General features: G+C 70.6%; 20 protein-coding genes. 12 read left to right on the top strand and 8 right to left on the bottom strand.

Features of this window, described 5'->3' with window-relative positions; genetic code table 11:
* The first annotated feature begins 46 nt into the window (after positions 1–46).
* The 12 genes from VFW66_06705 to infA all read left to right on the top strand — a co-directional run bounded on the left by VFW66_06705 (position 47) and on the right by infA (position 14,218).
* Complete coding sequence (locus VFW66_06705) at positions 47–403, top strand: DUF971 domain-containing protein (protein HEX5386367.1); 357 nt, start codon at positions 47–49, stop codon at positions 401–403.
* 165 nt (positions 404–568) lie between these two features.
* Complete coding sequence (locus VFW66_06700) at positions 569–874, top strand: hypothetical protein (protein HEX5386366.1); 306 nt, start codon at positions 569–571, stop codon at positions 872–874.
* 67 nt (positions 875–941) lie between these two features.
* Positions 942–1,496 carry a hypothetical protein gene (locus VFW66_06695; GenBank protein HEX5386365.1) on the top strand — a complete coding sequence of 185 codons (555 nt, stop codon included), beginning with the start codon at positions 942–944 and terminating at the stop codon, positions 1,494–1,496.
* A gap of 105 nt (positions 1,497–1,601) precedes the next feature.
* The gene (locus tag VFW66_06690) at positions 1,602–2,177 is read left to right on the top strand and encodes a hypothetical protein (GenBank protein ID HEX5386364.1); all 576 of its coding nucleotides are present in this window, start codon (positions 1,602–1,604) and stop codon (positions 2,175–2,177) included.
* Between the two features lie 39 nt (positions 2,178–2,216).
* Entirely contained in the window at positions 2,217–4,925 is a 2,709-nt protein-coding gene (locus VFW66_06685; GenBank protein ID HEX5386363.1) for a PIG-L family deacetylase, read from the top strand.
* Positions 4,912–5,973 (top strand): extracellular solute-binding protein, encoded by a 1,062-nt coding sequence (locus VFW66_06680; protein HEX5386362.1) that lies wholly within the window; start codon positions 4,912–4,914, stop codon positions 5,971–5,973. Before VFW66_06685 ends, VFW66_06680 begins: the two co-directional genes overlap by 14 nt.
* Positions 5,974–5,982: 9 nt before the next feature.
* Entirely contained in the window at positions 5,983–7,059 is a 1,077-nt protein-coding gene (locus tag VFW66_06675) for an ABC transporter ATP-binding protein (protein HEX5386361.1), read from the top strand.
* Positions 7,056–8,807 carry an iron ABC transporter permease gene (locus tag VFW66_06670; GenBank protein HEX5386360.1) on the top strand — a complete coding sequence of 584 codons (1,752 nt, stop codon included), beginning with the start codon at positions 7,056–7,058 and terminating at the stop codon, positions 8,805–8,807. The genes VFW66_06675 and VFW66_06670 overlap by 4 nt, the downstream gene beginning before the upstream one ends.
* Positions 8,804–10,051 carry an MFS transporter gene (locus VFW66_06665; protein ID HEX5386359.1) on the top strand — a complete coding sequence of 416 codons (1,248 nt, stop codon included), beginning with the start codon at positions 8,804–8,806 and terminating at the stop codon, positions 10,049–10,051. Before VFW66_06670 ends, VFW66_06665 begins: the two co-directional genes overlap by 4 nt.
* A gap of 22 nt (positions 10,052–10,073) precedes the next feature.
* The gene (locus VFW66_06660) at positions 10,074–12,101 is read left to right on the top strand and encodes a DUF2339 domain-containing protein (GenBank protein HEX5386358.1); all 2,028 of its coding nucleotides are present in this window, start codon (positions 10,074–10,076) and stop codon (positions 12,099–12,101) included.
* Positions 12,102–12,135: 34 nt separating this feature from the next.
* Positions 12,136–13,863: a M3 family oligoendopeptidase gene (locus tag VFW66_06655; protein ID HEX5386357.1), complete on the top strand. Its 1,728-nt coding sequence runs from the start codon at positions 12,136–12,138 to the stop codon at positions 13,861–13,863.
* A 136-nt stretch (positions 13,864–13,999) separates the two neighbouring features.
* Entirely contained in the window at positions 14,000–14,218 is a 219-nt protein-coding gene (gene infA / locus VFW66_06650; GenBank protein ID HEX5386356.1) for a translation initiation factor IF-1, read from the top strand.
* A gap of 95 nt (positions 14,219–14,313) precedes the next feature.
* On the opposite strand, the gene VFW66_06645 is transcribed toward infA, so the two are convergent.
* The 8 genes from VFW66_06645 to queC form a co-directional block, all read right to left on the bottom strand.
* Entirely contained in the window at positions 14,314–14,529 is a 216-nt protein-coding gene (locus VFW66_06645; protein ID HEX5386355.1) for a cold shock domain-containing protein, read from the bottom strand.
* Positions 14,530–14,749: 220 nt separating this feature from the next.
* A complete protein-coding gene (locus tag VFW66_06640) occupies positions 14,750–16,525 on the bottom strand; it encodes a serine/threonine-protein kinase (protein HEX5386354.1) in 1,776 nt (591 codons plus the stop codon).
* Positions 16,526–16,549: 24 nt separating this feature from the next.
* Positions 16,550–17,095 (bottom strand): CGNR zinc finger domain-containing protein, encoded by a 546-nt coding sequence (locus tag VFW66_06635; protein HEX5386353.1) that lies wholly within the window; start codon positions 17,093–17,095, stop codon positions 16,550–16,552.
* A gap of 23 nt (positions 17,096–17,118) precedes the next feature.
* Entirely contained in the window at positions 17,119–18,459 is a 1,341-nt protein-coding gene (locus tag VFW66_06630; protein HEX5386352.1) for a sensor domain-containing diguanylate cyclase, read from the bottom strand.
* Between the two features lie 26 nt (positions 18,460–18,485).
* The gene (locus VFW66_06625) at positions 18,486–19,352 is read right to left on the bottom strand and encodes a hypothetical protein (protein HEX5386351.1); all 867 of its coding nucleotides are present in this window, start codon (positions 19,350–19,352) and stop codon (positions 18,486–18,488) included.
* Positions 19,352–19,969 (bottom strand): HD domain-containing protein, encoded by a 618-nt coding sequence (locus tag VFW66_06620; protein HEX5386350.1) that lies wholly within the window; start codon positions 19,967–19,969, stop codon positions 19,352–19,354. Before VFW66_06620 ends, VFW66_06625 begins: the two co-directional genes overlap by 1 nt.
* Positions 19,970–20,066: 97 nt before the next feature.
* Positions 20,067–20,723, bottom strand: coding sequence for a 7-carboxy-7-deazaguanine synthase (queE, locus tag VFW66_06615; protein ID HEX5386349.1), 657 nt, complete (start codon positions 20,721–20,723; stop codon positions 20,067–20,069).
* Complete coding sequence (queC, locus tag VFW66_06610; GenBank protein ID HEX5386348.1) at positions 20,720–21,436, bottom strand: 7-cyano-7-deazaguanine synthase QueC; 717 nt, start codon at positions 21,434–21,436, stop codon at positions 20,720–20,722. Before queC ends, queE begins: the two co-directional genes overlap by 4 nt.
* Positions 21,437–21,442 lie beyond the last annotated feature (6 nt).

The raw sequence follows: 21,442 nt of genomic DNA, 5'->3' as shown, positions 1-21,442 counted from the left end.
AGATGGTGGACGTGGCGGGTCACACTCGAATATACCAAAGCCCAAGTTGACGACGAATCTTCCGCCCATTCCGCACGCGATTACCCGCCGAGACGACGGTCTGTACGTCGAATGGGACGCGGCGGGCCACGCTTGGCTCTATCCCGCGAGGGCGCTCCGGCTCGCCTGCCCCTGCGCGGCGTGCGTGGAGGAGATGAGCGGCCGACCGCTGCTCGACCCGGACCGCGTGCCGCCCGACGTGCGGCCGGAATCGGTTTCGCTGGTGGGCGCCTACGGCCTGCGGATCCGCTGGAGCGATGGGCACGACACCGGGATCTACACCTTTGAACGCCTGAGGGCGGCCTGCGGTTGCCCGCAATGCCGGCCGGGGTCTGGTGGATCGGCTCTACCGGATGTAACGTGACAGGGCTCATCCCCGCTGCCGCCCCGGTCGCCGCCTTCTCGCAAGGAGTGGCTCACGATCGCTGGCCGGAAGTACTGGATCGCCATCTGGTACGGCATTCTCCTCCTCGGAATCGTCGGGCTGTGGGCATCGGTGTACTGGGCCCGCCGCACGAGATGGCAGAACATGGAGGAGGTGCTCCGGGCCGTCGGGACCATCCTGGTCTCGGCCGGCATGCTCTTGCTCCTGCACGACATCGCCTCGCCGCTCTGGGACACCGTCGGCGAGGTGCTGCTGGTGGACGCCCTCGCCTGTTTCGTCGCCGCCTTCGTGCTCGGCCGCCGCGCGCAGCAGCGGGAGCGGGAAGCGCATGCGGCACGCGCCGCGGCCGCCACGGGTCCCCGCGGCCTGCCGGGCGACGCCCCGTCCGGCGTGGGCGAGCCGGTGAGCCCGGACACATCCTCCCCGGCCGCGCCGCCCCACACTTCCTGATACCACCATGAGTGCCGCGGGCCCATGCGCGGCCTTGGCAGTTTCAGGAAGAAGTGGAGGCGCCGGCATGGCAATCCGCACGCATTCGGTGCTTCGCGAGGGGACGATCGCCGGATTGACCGGCGCCATCGTCGCGATCATCTGGTACTTCATCGTCGACTCGATCGCCGGCATGCCGTTCCGCACGCCGAACCTGCTCGGCCAGGTGCTGGCGCATGGCGATCGGACGCCGAATCCCGACGTCATCGACGGCGGCGCGATCCTCGGGTACACGCTGCTCCACTTCGCGTCGTTCATCGTGATCGGCATGGTGCTCACCGCGCTGGTGCACCTGGTGCTCCGCGAGCGGTCGCTTCGTATGGGTCTCTGGCTCGGCGTGGTGCTCGGTTTCACGTGGCTCGTACTGCATGCGTACCTGCTGTCGCCCGCCACCGGGTACCGGGTGCCCTGGTGGTCCACGGTGATCGCGGCCGCGCTGGGGTCGATCGCCATGGTCTGGTGGATCTGGCGGCTCCATCCCGGGCTCCGCGAATCGCTGCGCGAGGAGCCGCTCGGTGACGTGAACGAAAGCCCGCCTGCGCCGCCGCCCCGCGCCGGCGGCGAGCCGCAGCACCGCCGCTGAGCGCGAGGGCCCACGCCGGCCGTCTTCCCGCCCAAACCCGATACTTGCGTTCCCCCCTGCCGTGGCCCACTGTAGGCACGGGCCGCGGGTTGCGGCGTTCGGGTAATGCCCGAGCCGTCCCCCGGCATTCAAAGCCGGGCGGCGCCGGGGTTCTTCGTTGATTCGGGGGTGCGCCCCATGCGCCAGAATCAACTCTCCTTGGGCGACGAAGGGACGTACGTGGGCGCCATCGGCGCCGTGGTCGTCGCGATCTGGTTCCTCATCATCGATTCACTGGCCGGCGTGCCGCTCCGAACACCGAGCGTGCTCGGCCAGGTCCTGCTGTTCGGCGAATCGAAGCCGGTGCTCGAGCATGCCGTGTTCAGCGCGGTTGTCGCGTACACCGCGGTGCACTTCATCGTGTTCCTCGCGTTCGGGTACGTGGTCGTGGCCCTGATCCGGTGGGCCGCGCACGAATCGGTGGTGCGCTACGCGCTCGTGCAGGTGTTTCTCGTGTTTGAGGTGTTCTTCTACGGGCTGCTTTCGCTCGCCTCCGAGGCGACGCGGACGTTGTTCCCGTTCTGGACGGTACTCATCGCGAACACGCTCGCGGCCGCCGCGATGGGAGCGTATCTCTGGCATCGCCACCCCGGGATGCGCCGGTTGATTCGGGAGACGCCGCTGGGGGCGGCACCGCGCTAGGCGGATTACTTTTCTTCCCGTCCTCACCCGGCCGGGTTCGTGCATCGTCGTTTCGTCGCCCCGTGGCTTGCCGCCGCGCCGCTCGCCCTCTGCGGCGTTCTCGCCGCCGCACCGCTCGCTGCCCAACTCGCGCCACCGTCCACCGGTGGCGCGGTGGCGCTCGCCCAGGAGCTGCGCCAGCTCGGGCACTACAAGCGGGTGCTCGTGATCGGCGCGCATCCCGACGACGAAGACACCGAGCTGCTCACCATCCTCACGCGAAGCATGGGCGCCGAGGCGGCCTACCTCTCGCTCGACCGGGGCGAAGGCGGCCAGAACGTGATCGGACCCGAGCTCGGCGAGGCGCTCGGCCTCCTGCGGACCGAGGAGCTGCTTGCCGCCCGCCGGCTCGATGGGGCGCAGCAGTATTTCACCCGCGCCTACGATTTCGGCTTCTCCAAGACGCTCGCCGACACCTGGGACCACTGGCCCCGCGACACCGTCCTCAAGGACGTCGTGCGCGTCGTACGCCGGTTTCGGCCGCAGGTGATCGTCTCCATCTTCAGCGGCACCCCGCGCGACGGGCACGGACAGCACCAGGCCGCAGGCCGAGCGGCCATCGAGGCGTTTCGCGTCGCGGGCGACTCGACCCGTTTTCCGGAGCTCGCCACCGAAGAGCACCTGGCGGCGTGGTCGCCCCGCAAGCTCTACCGGAGCGCCCGGTTCGACTCGGCGGCGACCACGCTCACCATCCAGGGCGGCGCGCTCGATCCAGTCGTGGGCAAGTCGTACCATCAGATCGCGATGGCGAGCCGGAGCCTGCACCGCTCCCAGGACATGGGGCAGTTGCAGACGCTCGGGCCCTCGGTCGTGAGATTGGCGCTTCTCGCTGACAGTACCGGCGCCGGTGCCGATGCGCTCTTCGCCGGCATCGATACGGCGCTCGCGGCGCTTCCGTTCGTGGCGCTCGCGGCGGATTCCGTGCGACCGGCGCTCGTGGCTGGCCTCACGCGCGTTGCGGACATGGTGGCGGCGATCAATCGTGACCCGGGCCCCTCGGTGGCAGCGCGGCTCGAAGCCGCGGAATCGCTGTGGGTGCGCGCGGTGAGGGCGTCGGGAGCACCCGAGGCAGCCTCGGAAGTCGCCCAGCGCGACCAGCGGACGCATTTCGATCGGGCAATCCGCATCGCGCGCGGCATCGTGTTCGACGCGCTCGCGTCCGATCCGCGGGTCACCGCCGGACGGACCGTGACGGTGCACCTCACCGGATGGAACGGCGGTGGCGACGCGGCGCGGCTCGCCCTCGGCATGGCAGGCGGGGCGCCCGCCAACGCGCCGGGCAACGCGGTGCCGCCGGGCCAGCTCACGTCGCGCGACGTGGACGTCCGGATCCCCGAGGACGCCGAGCCTACGGCGGCGCCGTGGCTCGAGCATCCGCTCGTGGGAGCGATGTACGCGGCATGGAACGGCATGGGAACGGACGAGACCCGCGCGAGCATCGGTGCGCTCGACGCGTGGGGCCTCATCGGCGGCGACCCGGCGCAGGGTCCGTTTGCGCTCACGGTTGCCGCGCGAAGCCGGGAGCAGGCGGTGGGCGAGGTGCGGCGTCCGGTGGTGGTGGTGCCGCGGGTCGACGTGAAGCTCGCCGCCGACACGCTCTTCTGGCCCACGACGACGCGCGAAGCTCGGCACTTCACCGTGACGCTCACGCACGGCGTTCGCGACTCCACGAGCGGGACGCTCGAGCTCGAGCTGCCGGCGGGGTGGCGAGCACCCGCGGCCCAGCGGTTCACGCTCACGCGTGAGGACGAGGTGCGGAGCTTCGATTTCCTGGTGCCGCCCCCCCCTGCGGGAGGTACCGGGACGCTCATGGTGCGCGCCGTTGCCGTGGACACACGTGGAAGGCGATACGACGCGGGCGTCGAGGTGGTTGACTATCCGCATATCCGCCCGCGCCAATTCACCCGACCTGCAACGACCGTCATCCGCACCGGCTCTCTTGCGCTCCCGCGCCTTGCACGCGTCGGCTACGTGCGTGGCGCGGCCGACCGCGTGCCGGAGGCGCTCCGGAGCGTCGGCGTGCCGATCGAGCTGCTCGACGGTGCGGCGCTCGCTCGCGGCGACCTTTCGCGCTACGACGCGATCGTGATCGGGAGCCGAGCATACGAGGTGGTACCCGCGCTCACGCAGTACAATGCACGCCTGCTCGATTACGCGCGCCGCGGCGGCATGGTGCTGGTGCAGTATCAGCAGCACGGATTCTTCGCCGGGGGGTATGCGCCGTATCCGATGACGGTGGGGGGGAGACCGCTGCGGTTGGACGTAGTGGTGGGGCAAGGGGCAAGAGAAAACGGTAAGAGCGGTAGAGACGGTAAAGGCGGCAAGGGCACTGCGGTTCGGGCGGATAGCTCGGCGGGGCCGCCGGTGAGCCATGATCGGGTGACCGACGAGAATGCGCCGGTCGTGCTGCTTCAGCCGAAGGCCCGGGCGCTCAACGTGCCGAACCGCATCGGGCCGGCGGACTGGCGCGGCTGGGTGCAGGAGCGCGGACTCTACTTCGCGCGGAGTTGGGATGCGCGCTACGAGCCGCTGCTCGAGATGCACGACCCCGGCGACGCACCGCTCGAGGGAAGTCTGCTCGTCGCACCCGTGGGGAAGGGAACGTACATCTACACGGGCCTGAGCTTTTTCCGCCAACTCCCGGCGGGTGTCCCCGGAGCGTACCGCCTGTTCGCGAATCTCCTCGCGCTGGCGAATGAAAGGCGGTAACGGCGGTAGAGGCAGAAAAGGCGGTAGGGTTTGGTGGACCCTCGTGGCCGCCCTTGCCGCCTCACTCGGCTGCCGCGGTGACTCCCGTACCCCCTTACTCCTCTACTCCCCCCACGGCCGCGACCAGCTGGCGCTCCTTGAAACCCGGTTCGAACACCTTAACCCCGACATAGATGTCCGCTGGCTTGATATGGGCAGCCAGGAAATTCTCGACCGCCTCCGGTTCGAGCGGGTGAATCCGCAGGCTGACGTCTGGTTCGGCGGCCCCACGACGCTGTTCGATCGGGGCGTGCACGATTCGCTCCTTGCGCCGTACCGGCCGGCGTGGGCGGATAAGGTGGACCGGCGCGGCGCCGGGCCCGACGATCTCTACTGGCCGGTGTATCGTACCCCGGCCGTCATCGCCTTCAACAGCCGTGCGGTCTCGCGCGCGGAGGCACCGCACGACTGGGACGAGGTGCTGGCGCCGCGCTGGACCGGCAAGGTATTGATCCGCGACCCGATGGCGAGCGGCACGATGCGCGCCATCTGGGGTCTCATACTCATGCGCAGCCGGCGCGATACGGGCGATACCGCCGCCGGTTGGGCGTGGCTCCGCCGGCTCGACGCGCAGACCCGCGCCTACACGCTGAATCCGGCGGTGCTCGATGCCAAGCTCACCCGCGGCGAGGGCGTGATCACGCTCTGGGATCTGCCCGACATTCTGATCAGCCGGTCGAAGGGCATGCCGTTCGGCTACGTCTTTCCCCGGAGCGGCACCGTGGTGATCGACGACGCCATTGGTCTCGTGCGTGGCGCCCGGCATCCCGCGGCGGCGCGCCGCTTCATCGACTTCGTGGGGAGCGCGGGCGCCCAGCTCCTCGCAGCGCGCGCCGTGTATCGGCTGCCCGCACGCGACGACCTGCCGAGCGACTCGGTGCCCGCGTGGGTCCGGGGCGTGGAGCGCGAAATGGTGGTGGCCCACATCGACTGGGCGCTGCTCACCCGGGAGGGCCCGGCCTGGATGAGCTACTGGGACCGCCACGTGCGCGGCACCGGCCGTCCGTAGCCGACGCGCATGGCCTATCTCGAGCTCGACCACCTCACGCGGCACTTCGGTGACACCGCCGCGGCGGACGGCATCTCGCTCGCCCTCGCGCGCGGCGAGATCATGGCGCTCCTGGGCCCGAGCGGGAGCGGAAAGACCACGACCCTGCGGCTGCTCGCGGGCTTTGAGACCCCCGACGCCGGGCGCGTGCTGGTGGAGGGCCGCGACGTGACCCGCGTGGCGCCCGTCGCCCGGCGCTTCGGCATGGTGTTCCAGCACTACGCGCTCTTTCCCCACCTCGATGTGGGCGAAAACGTCGCCTTCGGCCTTGCGGCACGCGGCATCGAGCGCGCCGAGCTCGCCACGCGCGTCGCCTCGGCGCTGGCACTCGTGGACCTCGAGGGGTTCGAGCGCCGCCGCATCGGGCAGCTCTCGGGCGCGCAGCAGCAGCGCGACGCGCTCGCTCGCGCGCTGGCGCCCGAGCCGCAGGTGCTGCTCCTCGACGAGCCGCTCTCCAACCTCGATCCAACGCTTCGCGAGCGCACCAGGCGCGAGCTGCGCGACGTGATCCGCCGGGTCGGCATCACCACCGTCCTCGTCACCCACGAGCAGGACGAGGCCTTCGACCTGGGCGATCGCGTGGCGGTGCTGCGCGAAGGGCGGCTGGAGCAGGTGGGCACGCCGGACGAGCTGTATGGATGTCCCGCAAGTCCGTTCGTCGCCCGTTTCGTGGGACGCGCATCGGCGCTCCACGGGGTCGTGGTCGCACGGGACGAGCGCGGAGTGCGCGTGCGGGTGGACAGCGCCGAATGGGGCATCGTGGCCGACGCACGCACCCAGTCATTGCGTCCGGGCGACCCGGTCGAGGTCCTGGTGCGTCCCGAGGCGCTCTGGATGGCGCAGCCTGAGGCGGGGGCGCTCGCCGCGACGGTGGAGGAGCGCCGGTTCGCCGGGGCCACGTCGCTCTTCACGGTGCGGACGGAGTTAGGGCAAGCCGTCGAGGTGAGCGGCACGAGCCGCGCCGTCGCCATCGGCGAACGGGTCGGGCTGGTGCCGAGCCGCCGAGCGGGCGGCGGCATCCATCTCTTCCGGCGGGAGTCGCCGTGACCGCGGCACTCCGCGCGATACCGGCGGCGGCGGCGGCACGTCGCGCGCGCCCGGCCACGGCCGCGGCCGGCGCGCTCCTCCTCATCGTGCTCGGCTGGCTCGTGGTGTATCCGCTGCTGCTCGTGCTGGTCGACGCGGTCCGCACCGAGGCGACAGGCGCGGAGGCACTCCGCGCGGCCGGCGGCTGGACGCTCGAATATGTGCGCGAGTTTCTCCGGCGCCCCACCGAATGGCGCGCGCTCTGGGACAGCTTCTGGATCTCAGTCGTGAGCGTGCTGCTCGCAGGCGCGATCGGCATCCCGCTCGCCGTGCTCTTCGCCCGATACGACTTTCCGGGCCGGCGCCTGCTCGGCGCCGTGATCGCGCTGCCCGCGGTGTTGCCGCCGCTCGTGGGCGTGGTCGCGTTTCTCTTTCTCTACGGAGAGTCGGGCTTCTTCGCGCGTCTGGTCCAGGCAGTCTTCGGACTGGAGACGGCCCCGTGGCGACTCGAGGGCGCCGGCGCCATCCTCATGGTGCATGCCTACTCGATGTACGTGTACTTCTATCTGTTCACCCGCGCGGCGCTCCTCTCGCTCGACGCTGCGCAACTCGAGGCGGCCGCGAGCCTCGGCGCCGGTCGCTGGCGCACCGCACAGCGGGTCGTTCTCCCTGCGCTGGCGCCGGCGCTCACCGGCGGCGCGCTGCTCACGTTCATGACGTCGCTCGCGTCGTTCAGCGCGCCATACATCTTCGGCGGCGGGTTCCGGGTGATGACGACGCAGATCGTCGCCACCCGACTCAACGGTGAGAATGCCCTCGCGATGGTGGAGACGGTGGCGCTCTCGCTGCTTGCGCTCGCAGCGCTCGCGCTGTTCCGCGGCACGGACAGCGGCGGATACGGCGCGGGGGGCGGGAGTGCCGTTGGAGCCGGCACCAAAGGCACCGCACCGGCACCCGCGGTGGTGCGCCATCGCGGCGCGCGCGTGGCCCTCGCGGTGTTTTCCTGGTCGCTCGCGGTGGTACTCCTGCTTCCGCACCTCACGTTGCTCGTGGTTTCGTTTGTCCCGCTCGGCACCTGGACCACGGAGGCCATCCCGCCGGCGTGGAGCCTGGCGAATTATGCGGCGCTGGTGGGCGACCCGGTGCGGCTTCGCCCGCTCCTCAACAGCCTCTGGCTCGCCACGCTGGCCACGGCGGCCGCGGTGGCGCTCTCGCTTGCCGCGGCCGCGCTCATCGTACGGCGCCGGGTGCCGGGCCGGCGCGCGCTCGACCTGCTCCTTGCCCTTCCGTGGGCGGTGCCCGGCACCGTGTTCGCGATCGCGCTGGCCACCGCGTTCAGCGTGTGGGCCCCCTGGTTCGGCCGCGTGGTGCTGATCGGCACCATCTGGATCCTTCCGCTGGCCTATCTCGTTCGCAACCTGCCGATCACGAGCCGCGCGACGCTGGCCGGGTTCCGTGCCCTCGATCCCTCGTACGACGAGGCGGCCGCGAGTCTGGGCGCCGGCCACTGGCGCACGCTCCGGCGGGTCACGGTGCCGCTGCTCAGGCCTTCGCTCATGGCGGGGGCCACGCTCGCATTCGTTACCGCCCTGGGAGACTTCGTGACGTCGATCGTGCTCTACACCTACGACACCCGCCCGATCTCGCTCGAGATCCTGGCGAGCCTGCGCCAGTCCGACGTCGGCGTCGCTGCGGCGTACGGCGTCGTCCTCATGGCGCTGAGCGCCGCGATCTTCGCGCTCGGCGCGGACTGGGGCGGGGCAGGGTGAGCGAGCCGGCCCCCGCCATTTCGGCCCGGGACCAGCTTCGCCGGCTCTGGGTGCTCATCGCCACGAATTTCGTCGACATGATCGGCTTCGCGATCGTGCTTCCGCTGCTCCCGTTCTACGCGCTCCGGTTGCATGCCACCGCGTTCGAAGTCGGAATCATCATCTCCGCGTTCTCCATCGCGCAGATCCTCTCATCGCCGCTCTGGGGCCGCGTATCGGATACCTACGGGCGGCGCCCGGCGCTTCTCATCGGACTCGGCGCCTCGGCTCTGGCGTACGTGGTCTTCGGCGTGGCGGACGCGCTTTGGCTGCTCTTCGCGTCGCGGCTCATCCAGGGCGCAGGCGGCGGCACCACCGGCGTCGCCCAAGCGTACGTAGCGGACACGATCGAGCCGGCGCAGCGGGCCCGCGCCCTGGGCTGGCTCTCCGCCGCCACGTCGGCCGGCGTCATGCTCGGTCCCGTCATCGGCTCCTTCGCCACCAAGTTCGGCCCCGAGGCGCCGGGATTTCTGGCGGCGGCGCTCTGCCTGCTCAACGCCGGCTTTGCCTGGCGCTGGCTCCCGGAGTCGCGCCGGAAGGACGGCTCCGGCGCGCACGCAACGGCGGGGGCACCGGTCTGGCGTGCCGGATGGGAGGTGGTGCGCCACCCGACCCGTGCGGTCCCGAGGCTCATTCTGATCTACGCGGGCGGGATGCTTGCGTTCGCGGCGCTCACATCGGTCCTGGCGCTCTATCTCGACGCGGAGTTCGGCGTGACCGAGCAGTCGATCGGCTTCGTGTTTCTCTACATCGGCGGCCTTTCGGTCGTGATGCGCACGCTCTGCCTCGGCCCTATTGTGGACCGCATCGGCGAGCCCCGCGCGATGCAGGTCGGGACCCTGTCGCTCATCGCAGGCCTGGCCCTCTTTCCTCAGGCGGGCTCCTTCTGGGGCCTCGCGGCGGTCATGCCGCTCGTACCGATCGGCACTGCACTTCTCTTTCCGGCCACGACGTCGCTCATTTCGCGCCACACCCGGCGCTCGGAATACGGTACCGTGATGGGGGTGGCGCAGACGTTCGCGGGGCTCTCGCGCGTGGTGGCGCCGCTCGTTGCCACCGCTGCATTTGAGCGCCTGGGCCATGCGTCGCCGTTTTACATGGCCGCCGGTTTCATCGTGCTGATGAGCCTGCTCGTTTTCCGGGTGGGGGTGCAGCCTGCCGGCATGAAGCCGGCGCCCGCGTCGGCGCCCGACATCCCGACTTGATCCGCCGCTGCCGGAGGAGGCTATGAGCGTCGAAGAGCGGCTCGACCGGTTGGAGCAGCGCCTGGAGATCGTGGAAGCGCTTGTGCGCCGGCTCGTGAACACGCCCGACCGGGTGCTGCCGCCCGAGGCGCGCGGACCATCAGCGCGGCGCGAGCCTGCTCCTACGCCGCGGGGCGCGCCGGCCGGCGCGCCCCGCGACCCACCGCTCCGCGAGCCGGAGCCCGGGCCCCGTGCGGCCGCGCCTCCGCCGCGCACGCCGTCGCAGACCGGGGTCCGCCGACTCGCGTTCGAGGAATGGATCGGCCAGCGCGGTCTGCTCGCCATCGGGGTGCTCGCACTCATCCTGGCAGCGGGGTACCTGCTCAAGCTCTCCTTCGAGCGCGGCTGGATTTCGCCCGTGGTGCGCTGCGCCGGCGGCGTGGCGGCCGGGGCCGTCGTCGGCGCGCTCGGCTGGCGCCTGCTCGATCGGTACCGCACCTACGGCGCATCCCTCGTCGGCGCGGGTGCCGCGATCATGTATCTCGCCGTTTGGGCCGCGGCGCGCCTCTACGGATTGCTGCCGCCTACGTCCGGCATCGTAGCACTGGCACTCGTTTCGCTCGGGCTTGCAGCCATCGCGTTTGCGGTGGACACCGAAGCGCTCGGCACGGTCGCGGCGCTCGGCGCCTTCTTCGCGCCCGTGCTGCTCGGGCGCGACCGATCGCACGCCGACCTGCTGCTGCTTTATCTCGCCTGCATGGCGATTGCGCTCGGTTGGGTGGCGGCGCGCAAGCGGTGGCGGCGTGCCGCGGCCGTCGTTGCGCTCGCGTATTTCGGGCTCGGCTGGACGGCGGTCGGAAGTGCGGGGCCGCTCGGCGCGCTTGCGTACAGCGCGCTGGGCGGGGCGGCCGGCATGTACGTCGCGCTCCGCGAACATTGGCGGGAAACGCGCTTCCTCTCCTTCTGGGGCGGGTGGGCTCTGCTCGCCTCCCTGGGGAGCGCTCGCCTCGACGCGCACTGGCTGATGCTCGCCGCCGGCATCGTGCTCGCGGCGCCGGTCTGGTGGTATGCGCTGCGCAACCCGCTTGTGGTGCCTCGGTCGGCGCGCGGGCGGCCGGTGGAGGGCCCTGCCGCATCCGGGTGGTCCCTCGGCGAGCTGGTCGCCTTTCTGGTGACGCCCCTCTTCATCGGATGGGCGGTGGCGGTGGCAGCACCGGACTTCATGCGCGCGCATCCGGGCATCGCGGCCTTCGTGGTGGCAGCCCTATACCTCGCAACCGGATACGGGGGACGGCTGGTGCCGTTTACGCTGGTAGGCGCCGCCGCGGCCGCCGGCGCGGTGCTCGAGCACTGGGGCGGCCTCCCGGCGCCGGCCATCCTCCTTGCGCTCGCGCTTCTGTGGGCTGCGCTCGACCATGCGTTCGACCGCTCAGACGGCCGCTGGTACGCTCTGGCGACCTTCGCCGCGGCGGCGGTGCATCTGCTCGCCGTGGACAACCCGCGTCGGCCATGGAACGATGCCGCGTTCACCGGCGACTACGCGCTCGTGTTGTGGCTTGCGGTCGCGGTTTCTGCCGCGCTCGCTGCCGGTTTGCTGCGGGGACCCTCGCCTGCAGCTGCATCCGCATCGGCACCACCCGCGCCCGCCCGGCCAGTGCCCGACGCCGTCCATCTCGCGCGTGCGGCGCTGTGGCTGGCCGGCGGCGGCCTGCTCCTCTTCGGCGTGACGGGCGAGATCACCCGCCTCTTCCGGCTTCGCGGGCTGGCCCCGGACACCGCGGCGCTCGCCGGCGGCCTTGCCGTGAGCGCTTGGTGGCTGCTCTTCGCGGCGGACCTCGTGGTGCTCGGACTTCGGCGCAGGATCCGCCCCGCGCGGCTTGGCGGTTTGGCCGTCGCCGGGCTTGCCGTGGCCAAGGTGCTGCTGGTCGATCTGTCATCGCTCGACGCGCTCTACCGAGTCGCGTCCGTGTTCACGCTCGGACTCGTCTCGCTCGCCCTCGCATATCTCTATCACCGGCAGGCGCGGGCCGCCTCGGCTGGCCTTCGCGCCCCGATCCGGCCAACTTCATAACGATGCGCGTGCAGGATCTTAGTGAGGAGTGCGTGTGACCGCGTCCGTTTTACCCACGTCCCCGGCGTCGTTCGCCAAGGCCACCTGGGCTGACATCATTCCCTACTACGACGAGCTGGCCGAGCGCCCGGTCGATTCCGACACGGTCGACGAGTGGCTCCGCACCTGGTCGACGCTGGAGGAGCTGGTAACCGAGGCCGCGGCACGTGCGATGATCGAGTACTCCATCGACACCGCCGATCCCCAAAAGGAGTCCGACCATCTCCGTTTCTCGAGCGAGATCCTGCCGCGCATGGAGGAGCGCACCGTCGGGCTCGCGCGGCGGCTCATCGAGTCGGGGCTCCGCCGCCCCGACATGGCGACGACGCTTCGGCGCTTCGAGACCGCGATTGCCCTCTTCCGCGAAGCCAACGTACCGATCTTCGCGGAAGCCGAGCAGCTCGCCGCCCGCTACCAGCGCATCACTGGTTCCATGACGGCCATGTGGGAGGGCGAGGAGCGACCGCTGCCCCAGCTCCAGCCCTATCTCAAGAGCGCCGAACGTCCGGCGCGCGAGCGGGCGTGGCACGTTATCACTGCCCCCTACCTTGCCGCGCGCGACACGCTGGCCGAGCTCTTCGACCGGATGTACGCCCTCCGGCAGCAGGCCGCGCACAACGCGGGGTTCGCGAATTTCCGCGACTACATCTTCCCGGCCAAATTCCGCTTCGACTACGGCCCCGCGGACTGTGAGCGTCTGCACGGCGCGATCGAGTCGACGGTCGTTCCCGCCGTCGAGCGGCTGTTCGAGCAGCGCCGGCATCGGCTCGGCATCGCGGAGATCCGGCCGTGGGACTTGCAGGTGGACCCGTGGCGCGCGGCCCCGCTCAAGCCGTTCGAGACGGTTGACGAGCTGGTGGCCGGTGCGCGGCGCGTCTTCGGCCGTGTCTCTCCCGATCTGGGTGGGGAGTTCCAGACGATGATCGACCTCGGCCTGCTCGATCTCGCGAGCCGTCGAGGCAAGGCGCCCGGCGGCTATTGCGAGACGCTGCAGTACCAGGGCCGTCCGTTCATCTTCATGAACGCCGTTGGCATCGCCGAAGACGTGAATACGCTGCTCCACGAAGCGGGGCACGCCTTCCACGCGTTCGCGGCCCGCGCGCAGCCGTTCATCTGGCAGCGCCAGCCCGGCGCCGAAGCCGCGGAGCTTGCCTCGATGTCGATGGAGCTGATCGCGGCGCGGCACCTCGTACGCCCGACCGGATACTTCACCCCCGACGAGGCGCGCTCGGCGCGGCTCGAGCATCTGGAGGACGTGCTCATCAGCCTCGCGCATATCGCCTCGGTTGACGCATTCCAGCACTGGATCTACGCCAGCGGGCAGGGCCACGACGCGGCGGCGCGCGACGAAGCGTGGCTCCGCATCCGCGCGCGCTTCGAGCGCGGTATCGATTGGAGCGGACTGGAGACCGAGCGCATCGCGCGCTGGTACCGGCAGCTCCACATCTTCCTTCACCCGTTCTATTACATCGAGTACGCCATCGCGGAAATCGGCGCGCTGCAGGTGTGGCGAAACAGCCTGCGCGATCCGACCTCCGCGGTCGCGCACTACCGGCGGGCGCTGTCATTGGGGTCCACGCGGCCGCTGCCGAGCCTCTATCAGGCCGCCGGCGTCGAGCTGAGCTTCGATGCGAAACTCCTTGGCGACCTGGTCGCGCTGGTCGAAGAGCACATCGAGGAGCTTCGCGGCGCCGTTGCCACGCCCGATGCACCAGCCGCGTAGGCCGCCGCGCGACGCGCCGCACAGCCCGTTGCGGTTGCTTCCCGCCCCGCGGCAGGCAAGATTCCGCCGATTCCGCGCATACCCCGGGGGCCGCTCCACGGGGATGATCGAAGGGGCAGTCTACCGGAGAGACTGGATGGCCAAGGAAGAGGGCATCGAGATGGAGGGCGTGGTGACCGAAGTCCTGCCCGACCGGAACTATCGGGTCATGCTGGAGAACGGTCACGAGATTCTGGCGTACGCAGCCGGCAAAATGAGCAAGTTCAAGATCCGCGTGCTCGAGGGCGACCGCGTCAGCGTCGTGCTCTCGCCCTACGATCTCACCCGCGGGCGGGTCATCTATCGGCACAAGTGACGTAACTCCGCGGCGCGGCGAGGCTCGAAAAACGGCGGGCCGCTCCACCGAGCGGCCCGCCGTTCTGCGATCAGCACCAGTGGTGCGCGGACGAGTTACTTGGCCAGCTTCACCACGTTTTCCGCAGCGGGGCCCTTGGCACCCTGCACGATGTCGAACTCGACTCTTTCGCCCTCCGCGAGGCTGCGGAACCCATCCGCCTTGATGGCGGTGTGGTGGACGAAACAGTCCTTGTCACCGTTCTCCGGGGTGATGAACCCGAAGCCCTTCGCGTCGTTGAACCACTTCACCGTGCCGATGGTGCGAGCCATTGCGCCTACTCCGTGTTGATTGGACTGCGCCGGCGGCCGCACCAGCGGCCGCCGAGTTTTCGTGCGCGCAGGCCTGTCCTGCGTCACGAAAAATGAAAAGACCCGAGGGCGATGCGCCCGGGTCCTTAAGAGTTCCCCGTCGATGGTCTGCTGAAAAGCAAATACCGAGGCCTGATCGCGCCGACAAATATGCCGGGCGGCTGCTGCTCGTCAAGGGAGGTCAAAGTCTGAGCCATCGCGCCGCCACCCGAGCAAGATCGGTGCCCTGCCGCCTGCCGTCCCCGGCCGCGCGATTCAGCGCGTGCAGAAACTCTTCCGCCGAGCCGTAGCGTGCCGCGACGTCGGCATCGAGCGCCCGGCCCAGGACGGCCCAGAGCTCCGGCGGCACGTCCTCGCGTCGCTCGCCCGCCACGGGAATCTGATTGGTGGTCTGCCGGGCCAGCACCTGCTCCGGGGTGGCGCCGGGAAACGGCGGCTCGCCAAGCAGCGCGAAATAGGCTACCGCCGCAAGGCTATAGAGGTCCGACCGCTGGTCCACCCTCTCCCCCAATAACTGCTCTGGACTCGCAAACTGCGGCGTTCCGCTCTGGCTGGTGGCGCCCCCGAATCGCCCGGCGCGAAGTGCCAGCGCCAGGCCGAAGTCGGTGATGCGGAGGCTGCCGTCCGGCTCGAGCAGCATGTTCTCCGGCTTGATGTCTCGGTGCACCAGGCCAGACGCGTGCGCGTGCGCCAGTGCCGAGAGCGCCTCGCGCAGGACCCGGAGCACCCGGTCGAGCGGGAGCGGGCCCTCGCGCTCCACGAGCTGGGCGAGGCTCGGCCCTTCGATCAGCTCCATCGTGTACCAGATGAGCCCCGAACGGCCGGCGATGTCGTAGATGTTCACGATGTTGGGGTGGCTCAGCCGCGCGGCCAGTTGCGCCTCGCGACGGAATCGCTCCACGACCTCCGGATCACGGGTGAGCAGCGGATGCAGGATCTTGAGCGCGACTTCGCGCTCGAGGTGGAGGTCGCGCACGCGGTAGACCCGGCCGAAGCCGCCCTGGCCGAGCCGCGCCAGCAACTCGTAGTCGTCGCCCAGCGCGCGGCGCAGCCGCTTTTCCCAACGCGCCCGATCTTCCCCGTCCGGCGCGGGAGTGCCGCCCGCCGCGGCCGCCGGCTCGAATGCGCCTGCGTCCGAGGCGAATTCCTCCAGCATCTCCGCCGCGGTGAGATAGCGATCATCGGGATCGCGTTCGAGCGCGCGGAGCACCAGCCGCTCGAGCGCGGCGGGGCACGTGGGCCGGAGCAGCGCGGGCCGCGCCGCCTCGCTCGCATCGAGCGGAGGCTCGACGCCGGTGATCGCGAAGTAGAGGATCGCGCCGGCGGTGTAGACATCGCTCGCCGGGTCGCCGTCGGCGCCGCCGCGCACCTCGGGCGCCATGAACGCCTGCTGTGTGGGCTCGTCGCCCGGCGGAATGGCCGGCAGTGTCCAGTTGCAGTACCGCAGATCGGTGATGGTGCCGCGGGACGCGGGGCTCACAAGCAGCGAAGCCGGCACCACCCGCCGCACGATGACGCCCCGGCCGTGCGCATGCTCCATCGCGCTCAGCAGGTCGCGCGCGAGCGTGTGCACGGCCGGAATGGGTCGCGGCCCGCGCTGCACCGCGTCGTGCAGCCCTTCGCCCTCGATCCAGTTGCCCACGCGATACGCCAGCTCGCCGATGATGCCGGCGTCGTACACGTGGCGGATTGCCGGGTGATCCAGCCGGCCCAGCGCCTCAGCCTCCCGGAGGAACCAGCTGCGTATCGGGTTGTCGGCCCGGAAATTCACTCGAAGGCTCACCGCACGCTTGAGCACCCGGTCCTCGGCCGCGAAGAGCACCCGTGCATCCGAGGCCGCGACCACGCGCTCGAGCCGGTAGCGCGCGCCCAGCGCCGCCTCGGCGCGGGCGAACGCCGATGCCGCGTCAATCGACCCGGCAGCGTCGATCGGCGTCGGCGCGCCGGCCGCCCTCATGCGGCGCCTTTCACACGGCGCCCATCATCGAAGCAGGCCGCGCCGCCGCTCGATTCGTCCGCGGCCGCCGCAATGCGCGGCGCTGCACCAGCGGCGGCTCTGCGTGGGTGAGCCGTCGAGGAAGAAGAGCGAGCACGGGTCGCCGGCACAGCGGCGCACATGTCGGGTGGCGTCGGTGAGCGTGTCCGCGGCGGAACGGGCCACGGCGATGCGCGCGGTCGCCGCACGGTCCGGCGCAAACGAGCGCCGCCAGACCCCGCTCCCACGGACCAGTCGCTCGCGCCCGCCCTCGGCCGCCAGCACCGCGTTGATCGCGGCGATGGCCGGTGCCGGCGCCGGCCGGCCCACCGCCAGCGCCTCGGCGAGTCCGAGCAGACGACGGCGGAATGCGAGGACCTCCTCGAACGGCACCGCGTCCACGTCGGACACGAGCTTGCCGGCCTTGCTCCAGCGATGATAAGCAGCGGGATCGGGAAGCAGATCGGGCGGCGCCGCCGCGCGGCCGCACGTGGTGTTCACGAAGTCGAGCCAGCAGGCGTCGCCGAGGAGCGTGAATTCCTGGTCGGGCATCGCGCGGTTTCTCCGGGCCGCAGTCAGCCGGTGGCCGCCACCTCGACCGCGTTCCGGCCGCCCCGCTTGGCCCGGTAAAGCGCAGTGTCGGCGGCGGCAAGCAGCGCGTCCACCGTGGTGCCATGCACGGGTGCCTCGGCGATGCCAATACTCAGCGTCGGACGTCCGAACGCCGCGTGGCTCTGCCACAGTTCCGCGAGGCTCGCCCGCACCCGCGCGACGAATACTTGCGCCTCGACCGGTTTCGTCATCGGCAGGATCACGAGGAATTCGTCCCCACCGAGGCGGCCCACCACATCGAGCGCGCGGCATTGCTTCCGGAGCACGTTGGCGAGCAGGACCAACAGGCGGTCGCCGGCGGCGTGGCCCATGGTATCGTTCACGACCTTGAACCGGTCGAGGTCGAGCAGCAACACGCTCGTGTGCAACTGGTGCCGGAGACTGCGCGAGATCTCGGCGGCGAGCCGCTCCTCCAGCGCACGCCGGTTGTACAGGCCGGTGAGCTCGTCGGTCGTCGCCGCGCTGTGCAACTGCTCCACCAGCTCGGCATTCTTGAGTGCGATGGCCGCGGCGAACGAGAGCGTGCCCGCCAGCTCCAGCTCGGCGCGACCGTACGGCTTGCGGCTGAGCCGAGGCCCCAGGACCAGCACCGCCATCCGTTCCGAGCCCGCATCGACCGGCACCAGCAACTCGGCGTCGCCCTGCATGAGCGGCGCCAGGGCCACGTCGCCGGCGGCCACCGACGCACTGCCCGTGGGGAGCGCCGTGTCGAGCGCGGCGCGATCGACCGGCTCCGGCTGGGGGCGCTCGCTCAGCGAGCGGACCACGGCGGGCGTGTACGCGGCGCCCGCAGGGCGGTAGAGGCACGCCCACCACGCGAAGAACACCTCGGCCATGAAATCGAGAATGAGCCGCTCGGTCTCTTCGGTCGAGTGGACCGACGACAGCAGTCGGGCAACCTGGCGCAGGGCGCGCAATTGAAAGACGGCGTCGTCCAGCGCCGCCTGGCGGTCGAGCAGCACGCTGCGCAGCTCGAGCGTCACCGTGAGCCCGAGTGCCAGCGGCATCGCCACCGTCTTCATCTCGCCGGCGATCGCGCAGTCGGCCCTGATGAACGCCTCGGTCTCTCCGGTCTTGAGCCGGGCGACTTCGACCGCCTGCTCGAACCCCTCCGCCGGCCCCACGCGCGGCGCCGCGCCCTCCGGTCCCGCGAGCGCGAGCCAGATGCGTTCATCCCGGAAGCGCTGCACCAGCGCCACCCGGCAACGCTCGAGCAGCTCTCCATCGGTCCGGGAGAGTCTGCACGCAGCTGCGAAGGCACTGGGTATGGTGGCGAGTGCGACCGGCGTCGGTGACGGGGCCATTGCCGCAAAATAGCGCGGGCGCCGGGTCAACGGGAGCCGGCGCCCCCGGCCGCGGCAACGACCCGCGTGACCGACGTGTCGGGCGGGATGCCCGCGTGGACCGGAAGCAGCGCCACCGCCTGCTGCCACTGCCCTCGCGTGCCCCACACCGTGGCGAACTGCGCCGTGCGCGCATCCGGGTCGGCCTTGAGGGCATGGCGCCCCGCCACCAGCTCGTCGGCAGCCGCGTCGGTGTCGCCGCCCAGCACGAGATCGAGCGCCGGCTCCCGGTTAAGCAGCGCGCGGTCCGCCGCCACCGGCTGGTGGGTAAGTGCCACGATGAGGTCCGCGCCCTGCGCGCGCAGCGTATCGAGCACCCGGTGGGCGGCCGCGGCCGGATCGCCGCAATGGGCGGGCGCCGGGTAGTCGCCGGCCGCCGTGATGCCGAAGAGTCCAATCTTCCGCTCTGCGAGACGTACCGTGTCCCACGCGAGCACGCCGGGAAAGGGCGTGCCGTCCGCCTCGGTGCAGTTGGCCGAAAGCCATTTGAACCGCGACTCCGCAATCCGCGCGATCAACGTGTCGCGCGGAAGATCGAGCGCGCCCGGCTCGCCCAAGGTGGCGTAATCGAGCTTGGCAGCATTGAGCGCCGCGACCATGTCGCGTCCGCCATGCAGGGCGCCCCCCGCGAGCACGAAGAGCGTGGGGCCCTCGCTCGCGATTCGCGCCCGCATGGTGGCCACGCGCGCGAGTCCACCGCTCCCGTCGTGCAGCGTATCAACCGTATCGACGTCGTTGATGGCGAGGAAACGGATTGGATTCGTGGGCGCAGGCGCCGGCGGCAGCGAGGCGCAGCCGGTCAGCGCGACAGCGACGGCCGCCGCGCGTATCGCCGCCCTGAGGCGAGGCGACATCACAGCCCCTCTTCGCGGCGCCGGAGGCTCCGCACGAGGTCGCTGCTCATGGCGCGGATCTCCTCCAGCATCGCGCGCTGCGGCCAGTCCGGCCGGGCCGCGAGGATCTCCAGCATCGAGCGGTACCACCAGATGGTCTGCGCCGAGTTCGCCTGCGACACCGTGCGCACGTACTCCACGCCGAGCCGCCGGAGCGCCGTGATCGTGGTGCCGCAGCGGTGGATCTCGTCGGCCGCGATGATGTCGAGTGCGCGCGGCTCGGCGACGGCAAGGTGGGCGAGAAAATCGTGCTTCCGCGCGCGCCACGCCAGCTCGCCGCCGCGCTCATCGTAGCGCGGTTCGCAGGCATCCTTTGCCACGCCCAGCACGACCGAGCCGAACTTGTCGGAGACCTTTGCCTCGAGTGACGGGCGGTGGGCGGGGTCGGCTTCTTCCAGCGCGAGATGCAGGATGCCGGCGACGATCGTCGGCTGGTCGCAATCGTATCGCGCCAGAATGACGGCGACGTTCGCCGGGCTCGCCAGGTACGACATGGCCGCCGAAGCCGGCGCCAGCGGACCGTAGTACTTGGCCGTGAATGCGAACGCGTGGTGGATCCGATCGGAATAACCATGCATGGCAAGGGCGGTAGAGGCGAAAGGGACGGTAGGCGGTACGGGCGTCGGCCGGCGGACCCCTTACCGCCCTTTCCGCCTCTACCGCTGTTACCGTCCTTTACGGAATTCCCAAAAGCTTATGCGCCTGCAGGCTCAGCCGCCAGCGCGGATGCGCCAGGCAGTACTCCACCGCGGCGCGTGTGTTCACTTCGCGCGCAGGGCCGTCCATCGGCTGCAGAAAGAAATGGCGGGCGTCGAGGTCTGCGTATCGCTCGGGCTCGGCACCGGGTTGCGGGTATACCAGTTTGAGCTCATCGGGCGCACGGAGGAGAAGCTCGGCGCCAGCCTTGGGACTGACGCATATCCAATCGATGCCGGCCGGCGGCGCGATCGTCCCGTTGGTCTCGAGCGCAATGGTAAAGCCGCGCGCGTGCAGCGCGTCGACGAGCGGCGGATCGAGCTGCAGGAGCGGCTCGCCGCCGGTGCACACGACGAATCGGCTCGACCGGTCCGCCGCAGCCGCCTTCGGCGCCGAGCGCGGCCATGCGGCGGCGACCGCGTCGGCCGCGGCATCCGCCGTCACGAACTTCCCCCCTCCGGGTCCGTCGGTGCCGATGAAATCGGTGTCGCAGAACGTGCAGACGGCCCCGGCCCGGTCCGCCTCGCGTCCCGTCCAGAGGTTACAGCCCGCAAAGCGGCAGAATACCGCGGGACGGCCGGTGTGCGCGCCCTCACCCTGCAGCGTGTAATAGATCTCCTTGACTGCGTAGGTCATCGCCGCCCCGCACTGCTCGTGCTCGCACGTGCGTAGGCCACCGGATCGGTGAGCCCCGCCTCGCGGAATCCCTTGAGCCGGAGCGCGCACGCGTCACACCGCCCGCAGGCGATGCCGTCGGGCCATGGATCGTAGCAGCTCAGCGTGAGGCCGAAGTCAACGCCGAGCGCGCGCCCTCGCTCGATGATCTGACATTTGGTGAGCGCGACGAGCGGCGCGTGTACGGTCACGCGGCGCCCGAGCTCCGTCCCCGCTCTGGTGGCGAGGTTCGCGAGCGTTTCGAACGCCGCGATGTACTCGGGACGGCAATCGGGGTACCCGCTGTAGTCAAGCGCGTTCACGCCGATGAAGATGTCGCTCGAATCGATGGTCTCCGCCCAGGCCAGTGCGAACGCGAGGAAGATCGTGTTCCGCGCCGGCACGTAGGTAATCGGAATGCCGCCCGGCTCGTCCATCGGCCGGTCCTTCGGAACGGCGATGTCGGCGGTGAGCGCGGACCCTCCGAAGGCCCGCAGGTCGATGTCCATCACCACGTGGCGCGCCACGCCGAGCCGCTCGGCCACACGGCGCGCGGCGGCGAGCTCCGCCGCGTGCCGCTGCCCATAGCGAAAACTCAGGGCGTACACCGCGAATCCCTCGCGTTGCGCGAGGGCGGCGGTCGTGGCGGAATCCATTCCTCCGCTCAACAGCGCAATGGCTCGTGACTCTGACATGCGCGA

It is taken from the genome of Gemmatimonadales bacterium (genome assembly GCA_036279355.1).
GTDB lineage: Bacteria > Gemmatimonadota > Gemmatimonadetes > Gemmatimonadales > GWC2-71-9 > DASQPE01.
Note: the sequence above shows the minus strand (reverse complement) of the source record. Positions and strands in the feature narration are given on the sequence as shown.